Genomic DNA, 18,164 nt, shown 5'->3' on the forward strand with positions numbered 1-18,164 from the left:
GATCCGGATCGAAATTTTTTCCCGGATGCACAACGTATTTGTACGGCTTTTCGGTACGTTTTTCACATAGGACTTACGATAGGTTAGATGTACACATCTAGTCCACCAGTAAAATACCGTATCCCCCGTGAACCGGGCCATCGGGCTTGATGCGCCCAGCGTTACGTTGCAAGCGTAACGCCAATGTTGTGACGTTACGTTACAGCGCACCTGAAATCGCTCTCTTCTGAGCAGACTTAAAAAGATTCAACAATCTTTCAATTTCCATAATTGCCTTTTCCGACAAGGCATTGCCTCGTTTAAAACGTTTGCGGCGCCATCGGCTATCGAAATGGCACGACAGTTGCAGAGTAGACCTCGCATTACTCAACACAACACAGCTTCAATGCGAGGACGAAATGGACACTCTGGTTATCCCTCATGGCACGTTCCGGGCGACGATGATCGCGGCCACCGTGGCAGCCATGCTTTCCCTCTCCGCGTGCGGCGGTTCCGGTTCAATCAGCCAGGGGCTCGGCGGCGGCTCGAGCTCGGGCGGCGGCGATTCCATCTCGACCTCCGACGGCGGCACGTCAGGCAGCACGTCCGGTTCGACGAGTGGCAGCACGTCGGGTAGCACCAGCGGCTCGACGAGCGGCAGCACGAGTGGCTCGACGAGCGGCACCACCAGCGGAACGACGAGCGGAACGACCAGCGGTACGAGCGGCACGTCGGGTGTGTCGGCGAACCCGGTAGGAAATGTCCTCGCAAGCGGCAGCAATATCGTCACCAGTCTCGGTGGAACCGTATCGGGCCTCGGCAGCGTCGTCGCCAGCCAGTCGCTACCGGGCGTCAACCCGGCCACGACGCAAGCGGCGGGCGGCATCGTGCAGAACGTCGGCGGCGCGGTCACCGCGCTGGGCAATGGCCTCGGCAACGGCCTCGGGCAACTCGGCGCGGTGAAAGACCCTGTCGGCATCACGGTCGCCAGCACGGGCGGCGTCGTGAACCAGCTCGGCGGTGCGGTCACGCAAACCGGCACTCTGCTTTCAAGTCTCGGCAGCGGCCCGCTGTCGCCGCTCGCCCCGGTCACGGGCGCCGTCGGCGGCCTCGTGACGACGGTCGGAAACGCCGTGTCGGGCGGCGGCACCACGCTGACCAACGCGCTGTCGACGGGCCCGATCCAGCAGGTCACGCAAACGGTCAGCTCGGCCATCACGCCGATCACGACGATGATCGGCCAGACGACACAGACGGTCGGCACGGCCACGGGCCTCGGCGCCCCCGTCAACACGCTGCTCGGCACGATCGGCAACGGCCTGAACCAGGCAGGCGCGATGATCGCATCGACGGGCGGCAACCCAGTCACGACCGGCCTCGGCAACACCGTCTCGTCGACAGGCAACACCGTGAAGGCGGTCGGCGGCCTCCTCACGGGCGGCACCGGCGGCGTAACCAACCCGCTCGCTCCGCTCACGGGTCTCCTCACGACGGTCTCCGGCACGCTCGGCGGCGCGACAGGCGGCACCAGCGGTGGCCCGCTCGCGCCCGTCACCGGCCTCGTCTCCACCGTCACCGGCGCACTCGGCGGCGCAACAGGCGGCACCAGCGGTGGTCCGCTCGCGCCCGTCACCGGCCTCGTCTCCACCGTCACCGGCGCGCTCGGCGGCGTAGCAGGCGGCACCAGCGGTGGTCCGCTCGCGCCCGTCACCGGCCTCGTCTCTACCGTCACCGGCGCACTCGGCGGCGCAGCAGGTGGCGGCAGCGGCCCGCTCGCGCCCGTCACGGGCCTGGTGTCGACAGTCACCGGCGCACTCGGCGGCGCGACGAACGGCAGCAGCGCACTCGCCCCCGTGACTGGCGCGGTTTCCGCGGTCACCAGCACGGTCGGCGTCCCGGCACTCAGCGGCAGCACCGGCACCGGCACGAATGCGGGCTCGGGCTCGAATCTGCTCTCGCCTGTCACATCGCTGATCGGCGGTCTGCTCGGCGGCACGCACGGCAAGTAATCCGACATCCATTCATCGAAAAGACAGCGAGGAGTCCATCATGTCCCAGCAACGTTCCATCACGACCGTCGCCCTGCGCCAATGGCGCGTGCCCCTCACCGCCTTCGCCGCAGCCTGCCTGCTGGCCGCCTGCGGCGGCGGCGGCGTCAGCTCGCCGCCGACGAGCAGCAACGGCGGCAGCTCCAGCGGCACGAGTGGCACCAGCGGAACGAGCGGCACCAGCGGCTCGTCGACGGGTACCAAAGGTGTCATCAGCACGGTCGGCCAGACTGCTACGGACCTCGGCAGCACGGTCGGCAACATCAGCCTGCCGGGCCTGGGCGACGGTGTGACGAAGGGTGTCGGCAGCACCGTTTCCAGTACCGGCACGATCGTCGGCACGGCAGCCGATGCCGTAAGCAATGGCCTGGGACAAATCGGCACGACGAAGGACCCGGTCGGCACGACGGTCGCCGGCCTCGGCAATGTGGTCGGCGCGACGAGCAACACCGTGTCCGGGCTGAGCCAGACGGTCAAGGCGCTGGGCACGGGGCAGCTCTCGCCGCTAGCCCCCGTCACGACGCCGGTCGGCACCGTGCTCGACACGGTCGCCAACGGCCTGACGGCCGCCGGCACGACGATCGGCTCGACGTTGTCGTCGGGCGCCGTGCAGCAAGTCACGCAACCGCTCAGCTCGGCCATCACGCCGCTGGTGATCACCGCCGGTCAGCTCACGCAGCAGGTCGGCACGACCACGGGCCTCGGACAGCCGGTGTCGGGTCTGCTCGGCCAGGTCGGCGGCGCCATCAGTTCGGCAGGCAAGCAGGTCGCCGGCACGTCGAATCAGCCGCTCGTCGGCGACGTCGGCCAGCTCGTCACCGCAGTGGGCAATACGGTGACCAACGCCGGCGGCCTCGTGAACCCGAACGGCCCGAACGGCGCAGCACCGATCCCCGGCCTGATCACGAGCCTCGTCGGCGGCTCGACGGCAACCGTCCAGAGCGGCACGGCGTCGGGTTCCAGCTCGACGAACCCGCTCGGCGGTCTGCTGTCCGGGCTCGGGTCGACGCCGCTCGGTTCGCTCACGGGTGCGGTCGGCGGCGCAACGGGCGGCTCGGGCAGCAGCCCGCTCGCACCGGTCACGGGCCTCGTGTCGACTGTCACCGGCGCACTGGGCAGCGTCGGCGGCTCGGGCGGCAGCAGCCCGCTCGCGCCGGTGACGGGCCTCGTGTCGACTGTCACCGGCACACTGGGCAGCGTCGGCGGCTCGGGCGGCAGCAGCCCGCTCGCGCCGGTGACGAACCTCGTGTCGACCGTCACGGGAACCCTCGGCGGCGCAACGGGCGGCACAGGCGGGGCAAACCCTCTCGCGCCCGTCACCGGTTTGCTGAATACTGTCACCGGAGCAGCAGGCAGCGTGACGGGGTCGGCATCGTCGGGCGGTTCGGCGGGCCTCCTGGCACCGGTAACGGGGTTGCTGGGCACGCTGGGTAGCGTTGGCAAGTAAAGGAGGACGGTCGCGCCCTTGCAGCCGGAGCAGAAGGCGCGGCCGTACAAACACAACCGGCGACGCGGCACGTGGCGCGCGGCACCCAGATGTCGCGCGCCCGCATTACAAAGAAGACGCCAAGCAAGGCCTACGAGGAAGAACAATGAAATCCAGACTGGACAGATGGATGATGCTGCTCGCCATTGCGGCGGCAGGCACGGCACATGCGCAGACGCGCGCGGCAGGCAACCCGCTCGACTCCCTGCCCCAGATCAACGCACCGAAGCAAGGCCCGAGCGTCACCGTCCAGGTCGCGCCGCAGGCACCACAGCTTCAGGAATTGCTGTCGCGCCATCTGACGCCCAAGACGTTCCAGGTCGAAGGCGTGAAGTCGATACCGTTCGACGAAATCTCGCGCCGCTTCACGCCGCTCGTCGGCAAGGACATCACGATCGGCGAGCTGATCGAAACCGCCAACGGCGTGACCAAGCTGTACCAGGAGCGCGGCTATGCGTTGTCGTTCGCGTTCATTCCCGCGCAGACGTTCGAGAACGGCGTCGTGCGCGTGACGGTCGTGGAAGGCTACGTGTCGGACGTCAAGGTCACCGGCAAGCCCGGCGCGATGGAGTCGAAGATTCGCGCGATCGCCGCGCACATTACGGCCGATCGGCCACTGCGCCGTGCAACGTTCGAACGCTACGTGAACACGTTCGGCCTGCTGCCCGGCGTCACGGTGAAGGCCAACGTGCCGCCGCCGCAAACAACCGATGGCGCGACGACGCTCGAGCTCGCGGTCGACCGCAAGGCATTCAACGTCAGCACCGGCATCGATTTCAATCACCCCGGGGTCCAGGGCCTCATCACCGCAACCGAAAACGGCCTGACTTCGTTCGGCGAGCAGTTGAGCATTTCCGCGCTGGCGCCGCCCGGACGCGACAAGCAGACCTACTTCGCGTTCAGCGGCTCGGTGCCGGTGGGCAGCAACGGTCTCGTCACGCGCCTCGATGCAAGCACGTACCGCGGCAAGCCGACCGACAACCCGGGCCTGCCGTCGACCGTTCAGCGAACCGTCAAGAGCGAGAAACTCGGTCTTTCGGCTTCCTATCCGATACTGCTGAACAACCAGCGCAGCCTGCTCGGCACCGTGTCGGGCTATGCAGCGCACAACGAAGACCGCTACCAGAACCAGGTCAACGGCAACGTGCTCGACAATCGCTCGCAGGTTCGCGTGATGCAGTTGCAGCTCGACTACACGAGTGTCGAACCGAAGCAGGTACGCAAGCTGAGCGTCAACGTCGCCAAGGCATTCAACATTCTCGGCGCATCGAAATCGCAGACCGGCCTGGTTGACGGCGTACCGGTGACATACGCAGATCCGACTTCGCTGACCTTCGTCCGTACCGGCGCGACCTTCACGCAGACCAACGAATGGCCGTTCAAGATCGGCACGTCGGTCTCGGTGACCGGCCAGTACAGCGCCGACTCGCTGCCGACGTCGGAACAGATCTCGTTCGGCTCGACGCGCTACGCGCTCGGCTATCAGCCCGGTGAAACGTCGGGCGACTCGGGCTGGGGGATGTCGCTGGAGGTCAACCGCGGATTCACGCCGGGCTGGACGTACCTGAAATCCGTCACGCCGTACATCGCGTACGACATGGCGCGCGTGTATCTGCATACCGGCACACCGTCGCCGAGCCGCCTGTCGTCGGTCGGCATCGGCGTGCGGTTGACCGACAGCCGGTACTACAGCCTCGACCTGAACATCGCGAAGCCGGTCGGCGATGCGCCTGTCGAAAGCGCATCGCGCAGCCCCCGCGTGAATGCCGCGTTCTCGTACCAGCTCAACTGATCGGGCACCGAACAGTCCGCATCCCGCGGACTGTTTGGAATAGAGTCCCCTCTATCAAACGCAGCGCACGGTTTCACGTATTCTGGCAAAGCTCGCAACATGCCACCGCCCCATGCAGACGGTCGTGCGGGCGAATCGAATACGACGTGAAACAAGGAGGAAGACAATGATTCAAGTGACCCGCCCGCTGCGCGCATTGGCCATTACGGGCGCACTGCTCGCCTGTGCCGCGCCGTCGTTCGCGCAAGCCGACAGTCCGATCGGCATGTGGCAGACGATCGACGACAACACCCATCAGCCGAAGGCACTCGTGCAGATCGCCGACGACGGCGACGGTTCGCTGTCGGGCAAGGTCGTCAAAGGTCTCGGCCCGAGCGACAAGCCCGATCGCCGCTGCACCGCATGCACCGACGAGCGCAAGGATCAGCTCATCAAGGGCATGACGATCATCAAGGCGATGAAGAAGGACGGCGACCAGTGGGACGGCGGCAACATCCTCGATCCGGAAAACGGCAAGGTCTACAAGTGCAAGATGACGCTTGAAGACGGTGGCCAGAAGCTCGTCGTACGCGGCTACATCGGCGTATCGCTGCTCGGCCGGTCGCAGACCTGGGTTCGCGCACAATAACGCGGCGCGCGTCGAAGCGCGCGATGCAATGAAAAATCGGCCTGCAACGACGACGTCAGGCCGATTTTGTTTTGGTGTGCGTGACGATGAAGTCCGCCGTGATCACGCCGCGTGCTTCAACGTGTTCGACGCGTAGCTGCCCGGCGCACGATAGGTCGGTGTTGCGGTACTGCGCGCCTGCGCCGCTTTCGACTGCGCGTGCTTGCGCATCCGTGTGGACAGCTCGTTGCAGAGATTCACGCCCGCGTCGCCATACAGCTCACGCATCACGTGCATCAGCGTGCCCGTGTCGTGCCACACCTTGAAGCGGCGATGGCATGTCTGGTACGACGGGTAGCGACGCGGCATGGCGGACCACGTCGCGCCGCTGTATATCACCCAGAGCACGCCATTCAGGACAGCACGCGTGTTGGCCAGCGGCCGGCCGCGCAATTCGGTGCGCGGCTGCATTTCAGGCAAAAGCGGCACGACGCGGCGCCACTCATGATCGGTCAGATCGCGATACGGTGTCATGGACATCTCCAGCCTTAGGAACCATGACACAACGATATCGGCTGACCTCAGCGACGAATATAAGACAAGTCCGAAAATACTCCGGGATCAGCAGAATTTGACCGGATTTGACGGTTGAAGCACGCCACTTGCCGAGAGCTGTGGTCAGGTCAGCGACGTATCGACGATGCGACGCGGCGTTTCGATGTACTCCTTCGACTGCATCTCGACGATCCGCGATACCGTGCGTGCGAACTCGTTCGCCATCGGGCCTTCGACGTACAGCTGTTCCGCCGGCACCGCCGCGGACATCAGCAACTTGACCTTGTGGTCGTACAGCACGTCGATGAGCCACGTGAAGCGGCGCGCCTCGGACGCCATCCGCGGCGACATCTGCGGCACCTCGGACAGGACGATCGCATGGAAGCGGCTGGCGAGTTCGAGATAGTCGTTCTGCGAGCGCGGACCGCCGCACAGCGTCGCGAAATCGAACCACACGACGCCATCGGCCTTGCGCAACGCCTTCAGCTCGCGCTTCTCGATATGCAGGATCGGGCTTTCGTCCGGCACCGCGGCAAGCTTCGCGAATGCATGGCGCAGCTCGCGATCGGCATCCGCACCGAGCGGCGTGTGATACATCTGCACCTGTGCCAGCGTGCGCTGTCGATAGTCGACACCCGCGTCGACGTTCAGTACGTCGAGCTTTTCCTTGATCAGCGCGATGGCCGGCAGCATGCGATCGCGATGCAGGCCGTCGGGATACAGATCGTCCGGATCGTAGTTGGACGTCATCACGAACTGCACGCCGTTGTTGAACAGGCGATCGAGCAGCCGGTACAGGATCATCGCGTCCGCGATGTCCGACACGTGAAACTCGTCGAAGCAGATCAGCCGGTAGCGCTTCGCGATGCGTCGCGCCAGTTCGTCGAGCGGATCGGCCTGCCCTTTCAGCTCCTCGAGCTCGCGGTGCACTTCGCGCATGAATTCGTGGAAATGCAGGCGTGTCTTGCGCTGCACGGGCACCACTGCGTAAAAGCTGTCCATCAGGAAGCTCTTGCCGCGGCCGACACCCCCCCACATGTAGACGCCACGCGGCAGGTCCGGGTGATTGATGAGCTTCTTGAACGCGTTCGAGCGGCGCGCCTTGTAGTCGACCCACTCGTCGAAGCAGCGCTGCAGACGATCGACAGCCGCGCGCTGCGCGGGATCGGACTGATAGCCGCGCGTGGTCAATTCGCGCGTGTAGTATTCGGTGACGTTCATCAGGGCAAACCGGAAAAAACAAAGGCGAGCGGGAAAAACCCGCCCGCCTTCGTCATGAGACGGCTGCGCCAACCGATGGCCGGCCGGCGCTATACCGCGCTCAGCTGTTCAGCGAGCGCTTGTCGACGGCGAGCGCCGCTTCGCGCATCACTTCCGACATCGACGGGTGCGGGTGGCAGATACGGGCGATGTCTTCCGACGCCGCCTTGAACTCCATCGCCACTACGGCTTCCGCGATCAGGTCCGACGCATTCGCCGCGATCACGTGCACGCCGAGCAGTTCGTCGGTCTTCGCGTCGGCGATCATCTTCACGAAACCGTCCGGTGCGTTCATGCCGAGCGCGCGACCGTTGATCGAGAACGGGAACTTGCCCGACTTGATCTCGCGGCCTTCGGCCTTCAGTTGCTGCTCCGTCTTGCCGACCCATGCGATTTCCGGGTACGTGTAGATCACCCACGGAATGCAGTTGTAGTCGATGTGCGGCTTCTGGCCGTCGATCACTTCCGCGACCAGCACGCCTTCGTCTTCCGCCTTGTGCGCGAGCATCGGGCCGCGCACCACGTCGCCGATCGCGTAGACGTTCGGCACTGCGGTACGGCAGTGGTCGTCCACGTCGATGAAGCCACGCTCGTTCGCCTTCAGGCCGATTGCCTCGAGGCCGAGGTTGTCGGTGTTCGGCACGCGGCCGACCGACACGATCAGGCGGTCGGCATCGAGCGTCTGCGCGTTGCCGTCCTTGTCCGTGTAAGCGATCGACACGCCGTCGGCGGTCGTCTTCACGTCGCCGATCTTCACGCCGAGATGGATGTCGAGGCCCTGCTTCTTGAACAGCTTGGCCGCTTCCTTCGCGAGCGCTTCGTCGGCTGCGCCGAGGAATGCCGGCAGCGCTTCGAGCACCGTCACTTCGGCACCCAGACGACGCCACACCGAGCCGAGCTCGAGGCCGATCACGCCCGCGCCGATCACGGCGAGCTTCTTCGGCACCGAGTCGAACGTCAGCGCGCCTTCGTTGTCCGACACGATCTTGTTGTCGACCGGGATGTTCGGCAGGTGGCGGGCCTTCGAGCCGGTTGCGATGATCACGTTCTTCGCGGTGACGACTTCGGCTTCGCCTTCGCCGCTCACTTCGATCTGCACGCCGGCATCGGTCTTGCCGGTGAACTTGCCATGGCCCTTCAGCCAGGTGATCTTGTTCTTCTTGAACAGGAACTCGATCCCGCTCGTCATCTTCTCGACGATCGCATCCTTGCGGCCGAGCATCTTCGCGACGTCGATCTTCACGCCGTCGACGGTGATGCCGTGGTCGGCCAGGTGATGCGACGTGTTCTCGAACTCTTCCGACGACGCGAGCAGCGCCTTCGACGGGATGCAACCGACGTTCAGGCACGTACCGCCGAGCTTCAGCGCGCCGGCCGGATTCTTCCACTTCTCGATACAGGCAACCGTCTTGCCGAGCTGCGCGGCGCGAATCGCGGCGATGTAGCCGCCGGGGCCGGCGCCGATCACGACGACGTCAAATTCCTTGGACATGACAATCCTTTCTACTTGTGCGTCCGCACGGCCGCGCATGTGCGCGAGCGTGCGGAGCGGGTCAATGCGGTGAAACTCGGCTTACAGGTCGAGCAGCAGGCGTGCCGGATCTTCCAGCGCATCCTTCATCGCGACGAGCGACAGCACCGCTTCGCGGCCGTCGATGATCCGGTGGTCGTACGACAGCGCCAGGTAGTTGATCGGACGGATCACGATCTGGCCGTTTTCGACAACCGGACGCTCCTTCGTCGCGTGCACGCCGAGGATCGCCGATTGCGGCGGGTTGATGATCGGGGTCGACAGCATCGAGCCGAACACGCCGCCGTTCGAGATCGAGAACGTACCGCCCGTCATTTCTTCGATCGACAGCTTGCCGTCCTTCGCCTTCTGGCCGAATTCGGCAATCTTCTTCTCGATTTCGGCGAGGCTCAGCTGATCCGCGTTGCGCAGGATCGGCACGACCAGACCGCGCGGCGAACCGACTGCAATACCGATGTCGAAGTAGCCGTGGTAGACGATGTCGTTACCGTCGATCGACGCGTTCACCAGCGGGAACTTCTTCAGCGCGTGCACGGCCGCCTTCACGAAGAACGACATGAAGCCGAGCTTCACGCCATGTTCCTTCTCGAACCGGTCCTTGTACTTCGAGCGCAGGTCCATGACCGGCTGCATGTTGACTTCGTTGAACGTCGTCAGGATCGCGTTGGTCTGCTGCGATTCGAGCAGACGCTCGGCGATACGCGCACGCAGACGCGACATCGGCACGCGCTGTTCCGGACGGTCGTTCAGCCACGTCGTTGCCGACGCCGGCACCTTCACTTCCGGCAGCGACGGCTTCGCAGCGGCGGTCTTCGCCGGTGCGGCGGCCGGCGCAGCCTTCGGTGCGCTGCCTGCGGACAGCGCGTCGCCCTTCGTGACGCGGCCGTCGCGGCCCGAACCCGCGACGTCGCCCGCCGACAGGCCCTTCTCGGCGAGCAGCTTCGCTGCGGCCGGCGATGCGGTTGCCGACGATGCGGTTGCAGCAGCCGGCTGGGCTGCCGGTGCGGCTGCAGCAGGTGCTGCCGCCGGCTTGACTTCGGCGGCGCCGGCCGCTGCTTCGGCCGCGCCGGCCTTCGCTTCGGTGTCGATCGTCGCGATGATCTGGTCGGCAACGACCGTGTCACCGTCGTTCTGCAGCACTTGCGTGAGCACGCCCGCTGCCGGTGCCGGCACTTCGAGCACGACCTTGTCGGTCTCGAGTTCGATCAGGATTTCGTCCTGCGCGACTGCTTCGCCCGGCTTCTTCTTCCACTGCAGCATGGTGGCTTCCGAAACCGACTCCGAAAGCTGGGGGACTTTGACTTCTACGATAGCCATGTGATTTTCCTGGATGCTTAATCTGGGTAATGACGAGGTTCGTGCGATTCCTTCGGCCGGTGCGGCGCGCAACGCGCCCGGCGGGCCAAAAGAGACGGGAAAGCGCGGCGCGCCTTCCCGTTTCGCTTCCGTCGGTTATTTCGCGATCGATGCGCTCTTCAGGCGGCCGAAAGCACCTTCGATGAGGGCCTTCTGCTGCTCGTAGTGCTTCGCGTAGTAGCCAACCGCCGGCGAGGCCGAAGCCGGACGGCCGCTGTATGCCAGCTTCTGCCCGTCCTTCATGCCTTCCTTCAGGTGGTGCTCGACGTAGAACCAGGGGCCCTGGTTCTGCGGCTCGTCCTGCACCCAGACCACTTCAGTCGCGTTCTCGTACTTCTTCATTTCGGCTTCGAACTGCTTGTGCGCGAACGGATAAAGCTGCTCGATACGGATGATCGCGACGTCGTTCGCCTTCGCTTCGCGGCGGTGCGCGACGAGGTCGTAGTACACGCGGCCCGAACAAGCCAGCACGCGCTTGACCTTCTTCGCGTCGATGCCGCCGTCGGTTTCGCCCAGCACCGGCTGGAACGAACCCTTCGCGAGTTCCGACAGGTCCGACACCGCTTCCTTGTGGCGCAGCAGCGACTTCGGCGTTGCGACGATCAGCGGCTTGCGGAACAGACGGATCATCTGGCGACGCAGCAGGTGGAAAATCTGCGCCGGGGTCGTCGGCTGAACGACCTGCATGTTGTGGTCGGCACACAGTTGCAGGAAACGCTCGATACGGGTCGACGAGTGCTCCGGACCCTGGCCTTCGTAGCCGTGCGGCAGCAGCATCGTGAGACCCGACACGCGGCCCCACTTCACTTCGCCCGACGAGATGAACTGGTCGATCACGACCTGCGCGCCGTTCACGAAGTCGCCGAACTGCGCTTCCCACAGCACGAGCGTGTTCGGCTCGGCGGTCGAGTAACCGTATTCGAAGCCCAGCACCGCTTCTTCCGACAGCACCGAGTCGATCACCGTGAACTTCGCCTGGCCTTCAGCGATGTTCTGCAGCGGCACGTACGTGCCGTCGTTCCAGCGCTCGCGGTTCTGGTCGTGCAGCACCGCGTGACGGTGCGTGAACGTGCCGCGGCCCGAGTCCTGGCCCGTCAGGCGCACCGAGTAGCCCGATGCGACGAGCGACGCGAATGCGAGGTGTTCGCCCATGCCCCAGTCGAGCGGCTGGTCGCCACGCGCCATGTTGCGGCGGTCGTTGATCACGCGCTCGACGAGCGGGTGAACCTTGAAGTTTTCCGGGACCGTCGTGATGCGTTCGCCGAGGCGCTTCAGTTCGGCGAGCGGCACGGCCGTATCGGCTGCGTCCGTCCACTTGCGGTTCAGGAACGGAACCCAGTCGACCGCGTACTTGCTCTTGTAGTTCGACAGGACCGGATCGACGGTGTGGTGGCCGTCGTCCATCGCCTTGCGGTACGCCTTCACGTAGCTGTCGGCGTCTTCCGCGGTGATCACGCCTTGCTGCACGAGCTTCTCGGCGTACAGCGCACGGGTGCCCGGGTGCTGCGCGATCTTCTTGTACATCAGCGGCTGCGTGACCGCCGGCGTGTCCTGCTCGTTGTGACCCAGCTTGCGGAAGCAGACGATGTCGATCACGACATCCTTGTGGAACTGCATCCGGTAGTCGATCGCGATCTGGATCGCGAGGACGACAGCTTCCGGGTCATCGCCGTTCACGTGCAGCACCGGCGCTTCGATCATCTTGACCACGTCGGTACAGTACAGCGTCGAACGCGCATCGCGCGGGTCCGACGTCGTGAAGCCGATCTGGTTGTTGATGACGATGTGCAGCGTGCCGTGCGTGCCGTAACCGCGCGTCTGCGCGAGGTTTAGCGTTTCCATCACGACGCCCTGGCCAGCGAAGGCCGCGTCGCCGTGGATCTGCACCGGCAGCACTTGCAGGCCATCTTCGTCGCCGCGGCGGTCCATCCGCGCCTTCGCGGAACCTTCGACCACCGGGTTCACGATTTCGAGGTGCGACGGGTTGAACGCGAGCGACAGGTGGACCGGGCCGCCTTCGGTCGACACGTCCGACGAGAAGCCCTTGTGGTACTTCACGTCACCGGCCGGCAGGTCGTCGACGTGCTTGCCTTCGAATTCGGCGAACAGGTCGGCCGGCATCTTGCCCAGCGTGTTGACCAGCACGTTCAGGCGGCCGCGGTGAGCCATGCCGATGATGATTTCCTGCACGCCGCTCTTGCCCGCGTGCTGGACGACTTCGTCCATCGCCGCGATGAAGCTCTCGCCGCCTTCGAGCGAGAAGCGCTTCTGGCCGACGTACTTGGTGTGCAGGTAACGCTCGAGGCCTTCAGCGGCCGTCAGGCGGTTCAGGATGTGCTTTTTCTCGTCGGCCGAGAAATTCGGTGTCGCGCGGGTCGACTCCAGACGCTCCTGCCACCAGCGCTTCTGCTCCGGGTCGCTGATGTACATGTACTCGGCGCCGATCGTGCCGCAGTACGTGTCACGCAGGCCCTTGACGATATCGCGCAGCGAAGCCTGGTCGAAACCGAAATACAGGTTGCTCGCGCTGTACGTCTGGTCGAGGTCGCCTTCCGAGAAGTCGTAGAAAGCCGGTTCGAGTTCGGGAATGGCGGGACGTTCGCGACGCTTCAGCGGATCCAGATTGGCCCATTGCGAGCCGAGGAAGCGATATGCGCTGATCAGGGACTGGACGTGAACCTGCTTGCGCGCGGTTGCCAGGTTGCTGGTGCTTTCGCGCGGGATGAAGGCATTGGCCTTCGCACGCTCGGCGAACGATTCGACGATCGGAAAATGAGCGACGTCATTGGCGGTCGAGCCGTCGGTTGCAGGGACGTTCTGCAACGCGTCGAAATACTCACGCCAGTTCTCCGGCACCGATGCCGGATTGTTGAGGTATGCATCGTACAGTTCTTCAACGTACGAAGCATTGCCGCCGAACAGATAGGAGTTCAGCTGAAACTGCTTCATTACATCTGACATTTTACGCTCACCTTTCTTCGAGCTTCTCGAGAAATAGCGGGTTACTCAACCTTCCGCGACACGGCCTGACCGTTTAGCGGATTGCGAATCAAGTCTTGCTTGGAAGGACCTAAAACTTGCGTGCGCGCAGCATATCACAGAACCGATACCGAAGTTCACGGCGAAATGTGCCTGAAAGCACCGCGCGACGGGGTTTTGCCCGATTGCAACGACCCACGGGAACAGTGTTTTGCAGGCTGTCCGGTTGCGCATGGCGCAGATGCAAAAAAGGCCACCCGGAGGTGGCCTTTTTCGTCATGCACGGGAACGATCGATGCTTAGTCGACCGCGCCTTCGCGGCTCGCGCGACGACGCTCGTGTTCCTTCAGGAAGCGCTTGCGCAGACGGATCGACTGCGGCGTCACTTCGACGAGTTCGTCGTCGTCGATGAATTCGACCGCGTATTCGAGCGACATCTGGACCGGCGGCACGAGACGCACGGCTTCGTCGGTACCCGACGCGCGCACGTTCGTCAGCTGCTTGCCCTTGATCGGGTTCACGACGAGGTCGTTGTCGCGGCTGTGGATGCCGATGATCATGCCCTCATACAGCGCGTCACCCGGCTTCACGAACATGCGGCCGCGGTCCTGCAGCTTCCACAGTGCGTAGGCCACGGCTGCGCCGTCGTCCTGCGAGATCAGCACGCCGTTGCGGCGCTCGAAGACCGAGCCGTCCTTGACCGGCGCGTACGAGTCGAAGATGTGGCTCATCAGGCCCGTACCGCGCGTGAGCGTCAGGAATTCGCTCTGGAAGCCGATCAGGCCACGCGCCGACATCTTGTACTCCAGACGCGTGCGGCCGCGGCCGTCCGATGCCATGTCGAGCATCTCGCCTTTGCGGCGGCCGAGCTCTTCCATCACGCCACCCTGGTGCTCGTCTTCGACGTCGACGGTCAGCAGTTCGTACGGCTCGTGCCGCACGCCGTCGATTTCCTGCATCACGACGCGCGGACGCGACACGGCCAGCTCGTAGCCTTCACGGCGCATGTTCTCGACGAGAATCGTCAGGTGCAGTTCGCCGCGGCCCGACACTTCGAACACCGTTTCGTCGCCCGTGTCCTTCACGCGCAGCGCAACGTTGTGGTTCAGTTCCTTCATCAGACGATCGCGGATCTGGCGGCTCGTCACGAACTTGCCTTCGCGGCCAGCCAGCGGCGACGAGTTGACCAGGAAGTTCATCGTCAGCGTCGGCTCGTCGACGGTGATCATCGGCAGCGCTTCCGGCGTATCGACCGCGCAGATCGTCGCGCCGATGCCGACGTCTTCAATACCGTTGATCAGCACGATGTCGCCCGCTTCGGCCGATTCGACCTGCACACGCTCGAGGCCCTTGAACGACAGCACCTGGTTGATCTTGCGGTTCAGCACGTCGCCTTCCGGGCCGAAGCGCATCACGACCGGCTGACCCGGCTTGATGCGGCCACGCGTGATGCGGCCGACGCCGATCCGGCCGACGTACGTCGAAAAGTCGAGCGACGTGATCTGAAGCTGCAGCGGCGCTTCCGGATCGGCCGGGCGAACCGGCACGTGCGCGAGGATCGCCTCGAACAGCGGGCGCATGTCGCCTTCGCGGGCGGCCGGGTCGAGCGACGCGTAGCCATTCAGGCCCGACGCATAGACGATCGGGAAGTCGAGCTGCTCCTCGGTCGCGCCGAGCTTGTCGAACAGGTCGAAGGTCTGGTTGATGACCCAGTCGATCCGCGCACCCGGACGGTCGATCTTGTTGACGACGACGATCGGCTTCAGGCCGAGCGCCAGCGCCTTCTTCGTGACGAAGCGCGTTTGCGGCATCGGGCCTTCGACGGCGTCGACGAGCAGCAGCACCGAGTCGACCATCGACAGCACGCGCTCCACTTCGCCACCGAAGTCCGCGTGCCCCGGCGTGTCGACGATGTTGATGTGCGTGCCTTCGTATTCGACCGCGCAGTTCTTCGCGAGAATCGTGATCCCGCGCTCTTTTTCGATGTCGTTCGAGTCCATCACGCGTTCGGCAATCTGCTGGTTCTCGCGGAAGGTGCCGGACTGGCGGAGCAGTTGGTCGACGAGCGTAGTCTTGCCGTGGTCGACGTGAGCGATGATGGCGATATTGCGAAGGGCGCGGGTCATAGAAACCTGGAAATCGTTGAACGCGCAAACGCGCACGCTCGTTCGACACGTGCGCGCGCATTGCAGCTTGGAAACCACAAATTATAGCACGTGCGAATGTCCGGAACCGGACTGCCGCTGCGACGCAACAAACAGCGCGCCTCCGCCCCTTCCCTTGCGCGCTGCATCGACCGCCCGAAGCTGCCGCCAGCCGACCGAAAACCCTTACCCCGACAAGGGAATTTTGGTCCGCGGCGCGCCCTCCCGGTCGGTTCGATTAACATTTGCCGCGGCAAGCAATTGTGCCTATACTGCTGCCTAGTCAACTATTGCAGCTTCAGGGTTTTATGTCGGATTCTCCTTCCCAACCGCCCGTTTCGCCGCTGTCTTCGTATCAGATGAACGACAGCGTCGGTTATTTGATGTCGCGCGTGAAGTCGGTCATGACCAACCTCGTCACGCAACGCACGCAGGAAGAGCTCGGCATCACCGGCACGCAGGCGAGCATGCTGTTCATGATCGCGGTCGGCAAATGCTCGACGGCCGCCGAACTCGCACGGGAATACGGAATCGACGCGAGCGCCGTCACCCGCCTGCTCGACCGCGTCGAGAAGCGCGGCCTGCTGTGCCGCGTGCGCAGCATCGAGGACCGGCGGGTCGTGCGTCTCGAACTGACCGACGAAGGCCGCGCGCTCGCCGAGCGGCTGCCGCCGGTGTTCCGCAGCGTCCTCGACGAACTGCTGGGCGGTTTTACGCCGGAGGAAGTCGGGTTCCTGAAGAGCATGCTGCGCCGCATTCTCAGCAACTATTGCGAGACGGCAGGTAGCAGCGTCACGGAATAGTTGCCATAACAATTACTTTTGACAGATTAATGTAAGGAAATCCTTGCAGTGTCCATCATTCATTCCGAGTCAGGGCTCAGCGCGATGAAATCCACTCCGTTGTCCGTGCGCGCCAGTTCGTGCCGCGCCGCCGTCGCCGCCGCGGTTGCCGCGCTGGCGCTGGCAGGCTGCGCGAACTACATCGGCATCAAGAGCGACAAGCAGATTGCGCCCGCGTCGCAATTCGAAACCACCCAGAGCCTGCCGGCCCAGGGCGGCCATTGGCCGGCGCTCGACTGGGCCAGCCAGTTCGGCGATCCGCAGCTGCCGCAGTTGATCGACGAGGCGCTCCAGGGCAACCCGTCGATCGCGCAGGCGCAGGCGCGCATCGCGAAAGCGTCGTCATACATCGAGACGTCGCGCTCCAACCTGATGCCCAAAGCCGAGGCCAGCTACTCGTGGACCCGCGAGCTGTATTCGTCGAATGCGCTGTTCCCGCCGCCGTACGGCGGTCAGTGGTACAGCGAGAACAATGCGCTCGCGAGCGCATCGTGGGATCTCGACCTGTGGGGCAAGAACCGCGAACGACTGCACACGGCCGTGTCGCAGGAAAAGGCCGCCGAAGCCGACATGCAGCAGGCGCGCATCACGCTCGCGTCGTCGGTCGCCCGCACCTACAACTCGCTCGCGCAACTCTATGCGTTGCGCGACATCGCCCAACGCGAGATCGCCAACCGCCAGACGGTCGGCAAGATCACCGACGGGCGCGTGTCGGCCGGCCTCGACACCAACGTGGAGCGCCAGACCGCACGCGGCAATATCGCGACGACCCAGGCGTCGCTGTCCGACCTCGACGGCCAGATCACGACGGTGCGCTACCAGCTCGCCGCCCTGCTCGGCAAGGGTCCGGACCGCGGGCTGCAAATCGCCGCGCCGGTGATGAACCCGACCGCCGATGTGGCGCTGCCCGGCAACCTGCCGGCCGATCTCGTGTCGCGCCGCCCCGACATCGTCGCCGCACGCTGGCAGGTCGAGGCCGCGATGCACGACGTGAAGGAAGCGAAGGCCGAATTCTTCCCGGACGTGAACCTCGCAGCCGGTTTCGGCTTCGATGCGTTCGGCTGGGGCAAATTCCTGAATTTCACAAGCCGCCAGGCGCAGTTCGGCCCGGCCATCCACCTGCCGATCTTCGATGCCGGCGCGCTGCGCGCGCAGCTCAAGGGCCGCTATGCGGACTTCGACCTGTCGGTCGCGAACTACAACCAGACGCTGATCAGCGCGCTGAACGATGTCGCGACGCAAGTTGCCTCGATCCGCGCGGTCGATCGTCAGATGGGCGACGCACAGCGCGCGCTCGACGCGTCGACGCGTGCGTACGACCTCGCCGTGATCCGCTACAAGGCCGGCCTGTCGCCGCAGCTCCAGGTGCTGACCGCGGACAGCAACCGCCTTGCATCGGAACAGACCGTGACCAACCTGAAGATGCGCCGGCGCGACATGCAGCTCGCGCTGATCAAGGCGCTCGGCGGCGGGTTCGACGCGACCGGCACGCGACTCGCCGCGCCCGACGCGACCGACACCGGCAAGCAGACACAACAGGCCGCCAACTGATCCGGCGCCACCACTACGCAGACACTCGAAATAA

At 64.6% G+C, this 18,164-nt stretch carries 12 protein-coding genes; 6 read left to right on the top strand and 6 right to left on the bottom strand.

Annotated features, from left to right (window positions below):
* Positions 1-398: 398 nt before the first annotated feature.
* From BME24068_RS10880 to BME24068_RS10895, 4 genes are all read left to right on the top strand, one after another.
* Positions 399-1,988: a collagen-like triple helix repeat-containing protein gene (locus tag BME24068_RS10880; RefSeq protein ID WP_174926060.1), complete on the top strand. Its 1,590-nt coding sequence runs from the start codon at positions 399-401 to the stop codon at positions 1,986-1,988.
* 40 nt (positions 1,989-2,028) lie between these two features.
* Positions 2,029-3,474, top strand: coding sequence for a collagen-like triple helix repeat-containing protein (locus tag BME24068_RS10885; RefSeq protein ID WP_174926061.1), 1,446 nt, complete (start codon positions 2,029-2,031; stop codon positions 3,472-3,474).
* A 145-nt stretch (positions 3,475-3,619) separates the two neighbouring features.
* Complete coding sequence (locus BME24068_RS10890) at positions 3,620-5,305, top strand: ShlB/FhaC/HecB family hemolysin secretion/activation protein (RefSeq protein WP_096506810.1); 1,686 nt, start codon at positions 3,620-3,622, stop codon at positions 5,303-5,305.
* A gap of 166 nt (positions 5,306-5,471) precedes the next feature.
* Positions 5,472-5,933, top strand: a complete 462-nt coding sequence (locus tag BME24068_RS10895) for a DUF2147 domain-containing protein (protein ID WP_174926062.1) — start codon at positions 5,472-5,474, stop codon at positions 5,931-5,933.
* 102 nt (positions 5,934-6,035) lie between these two features.
* Here BME24068_RS10895 and BME24068_RS10900 read toward each other — a convergent pair whose 3' ends face one another.
* The 6 genes from BME24068_RS10900 to typA form a co-directional block, all read right to left on the bottom strand.
* Entirely contained in the window at positions 6,036-6,446 is a 411-nt protein-coding gene (locus BME24068_RS10900; protein WP_174926063.1) for a transposase, read from the bottom strand.
* Between the two features lie 144 nt (positions 6,447-6,590).
* Entirely contained in the window at positions 6,591-7,688 is a 1,098-nt protein-coding gene (zapE, locus tag BME24068_RS10905; RefSeq protein ID WP_096506813.1) for a cell division protein ZapE, read from the bottom strand.
* 100 nt (positions 7,689-7,788) lie between these two features.
* Complete coding sequence (lpdA, locus tag BME24068_RS10910; protein WP_174926064.1) at positions 7,789-9,219, bottom strand: dihydrolipoyl dehydrogenase; 1,431 nt, start codon at positions 9,217-9,219, stop codon at positions 7,789-7,791.
* 81 nt (positions 9,220-9,300) lie between these two features.
* On the bottom strand, positions 9,301-10,575 hold the full coding sequence (odhB, locus tag BME24068_RS10915) for a 2-oxoglutarate dehydrogenase complex dihydrolipoyllysine-residue succinyltransferase (RefSeq protein ID WP_096506815.1): 1,275 nt from the start codon (positions 10,573-10,575) through the stop codon (positions 9,301-9,303).
* A gap of 135 nt (positions 10,576-10,710) precedes the next feature.
* Positions 10,711-13,575 (bottom strand): 2-oxoglutarate dehydrogenase E1 component, encoded by a 2,865-nt coding sequence (locus tag BME24068_RS10920; RefSeq protein ID WP_096506816.1) that lies wholly within the window; start codon positions 13,573-13,575, stop codon positions 10,711-10,713.
* A gap of 317 nt (positions 13,576-13,892) precedes the next feature.
* Entirely contained in the window at positions 13,893-15,719 is a 1,827-nt protein-coding gene (gene typA, locus BME24068_RS10925) for a translational GTPase TypA (protein WP_096506818.1), read from the bottom strand.
* Between the two features lie 326 nt (positions 15,720-16,045).
* Here typA and BME24068_RS10930 point away from each other — a divergent pair, with 326 nt between their 5' ends.
* Positions 16,046-16,540: a MarR family winged helix-turn-helix transcriptional regulator gene (locus BME24068_RS10930; RefSeq protein WP_096506819.1), complete on the top strand. Its 495-nt coding sequence runs from the start codon at positions 16,046-16,048 to the stop codon at positions 16,538-16,540.
* An 84-nt stretch (positions 16,541-16,624) separates the two neighbouring features.
* Positions 16,625-18,130 (top strand): efflux transporter outer membrane subunit, encoded by a 1,506-nt coding sequence (locus tag BME24068_RS10935; RefSeq protein ID WP_096506820.1) that lies wholly within the window; start codon positions 16,625-16,627, stop codon positions 18,128-18,130.
* The last annotated feature ends 34 nt before the right edge of the window (positions 18,131-18,164 follow it).

The sequence above is a fragment of the Burkholderia anthina genome, from assembly GCF_902498995.1.
Taxonomy (GTDB): Bacteria; Pseudomonadota; Gammaproteobacteria; order Burkholderiales; family Burkholderiaceae; genus Burkholderia; species Burkholderia anthina.

Coding starts and splice junctions, on each gene's coding strand:
- BME24068_RS10880 (WP_174926060.1), top strand. CDS start 399: ATGGACACTCTGGTTATCCCTCATGGCACGTTCCGGGCGACGATGATC.
- BME24068_RS10885 (WP_174926061.1), top strand. CDS start 2,029: ATGTCCCAGCAACGTTCCATCACGACCGTCGCCCTGCGCCAATGGCGC.
- BME24068_RS10890 (WP_096506810.1), top strand. CDS start 3,620: ATGAAATCCAGACTGGACAGATGGATGATGCTGCTCGCCATTGCGGCG.
- BME24068_RS10895 (WP_174926062.1), top strand. CDS start 5,472: ATGATTCAAGTGACCCGCCCGCTGCGCGCATTGGCCATTACGGGCGCA.
- BME24068_RS10900 (WP_174926063.1), bottom strand. CDS start 6,446: ATGACACCGTATCGCGATCTGACCGATCATGAGTGGCGCCGCGTCGTG.
- zapE (WP_096506813.1), bottom strand. CDS start 7,688: ATGAACGTCACCGAATACTACACGCGCGAATTGACCACGCGCGGCTAT.
- lpdA (WP_174926064.1), bottom strand. CDS start 9,219: ATGTCCAAGGAATTTGACGTCGTCGTGATCGGCGCCGGCCCCGGCGGC.
- odhB (WP_096506815.1), bottom strand. CDS start 10,575: ATGGCTATCGTAGAAGTCAAAGTCCCCCAGCTTTCGGAGTCGGTTTCG.
- BME24068_RS10920 (WP_096506816.1), bottom strand. CDS start 13,575: ATGTCAGATGTAATGAAGCAGTTTCAGCTGAACTCCTATCTGTTCGGC.
- typA (WP_096506818.1), bottom strand. CDS start 15,719: ATGACCCGCGCCCTTCGCAATATCGCCATCATCGCTCACGTCGACCAC.
- BME24068_RS10930 (WP_096506819.1), top strand. CDS start 16,046: ATGTCGGATTCTCCTTCCCAACCGCCCGTTTCGCCGCTGTCTTCGTAT.
- BME24068_RS10935 (WP_096506820.1), top strand. CDS start 16,625: ATGAAATCCACTCCGTTGTCCGTGCGCGCCAGTTCGTGCCGCGCCGCC.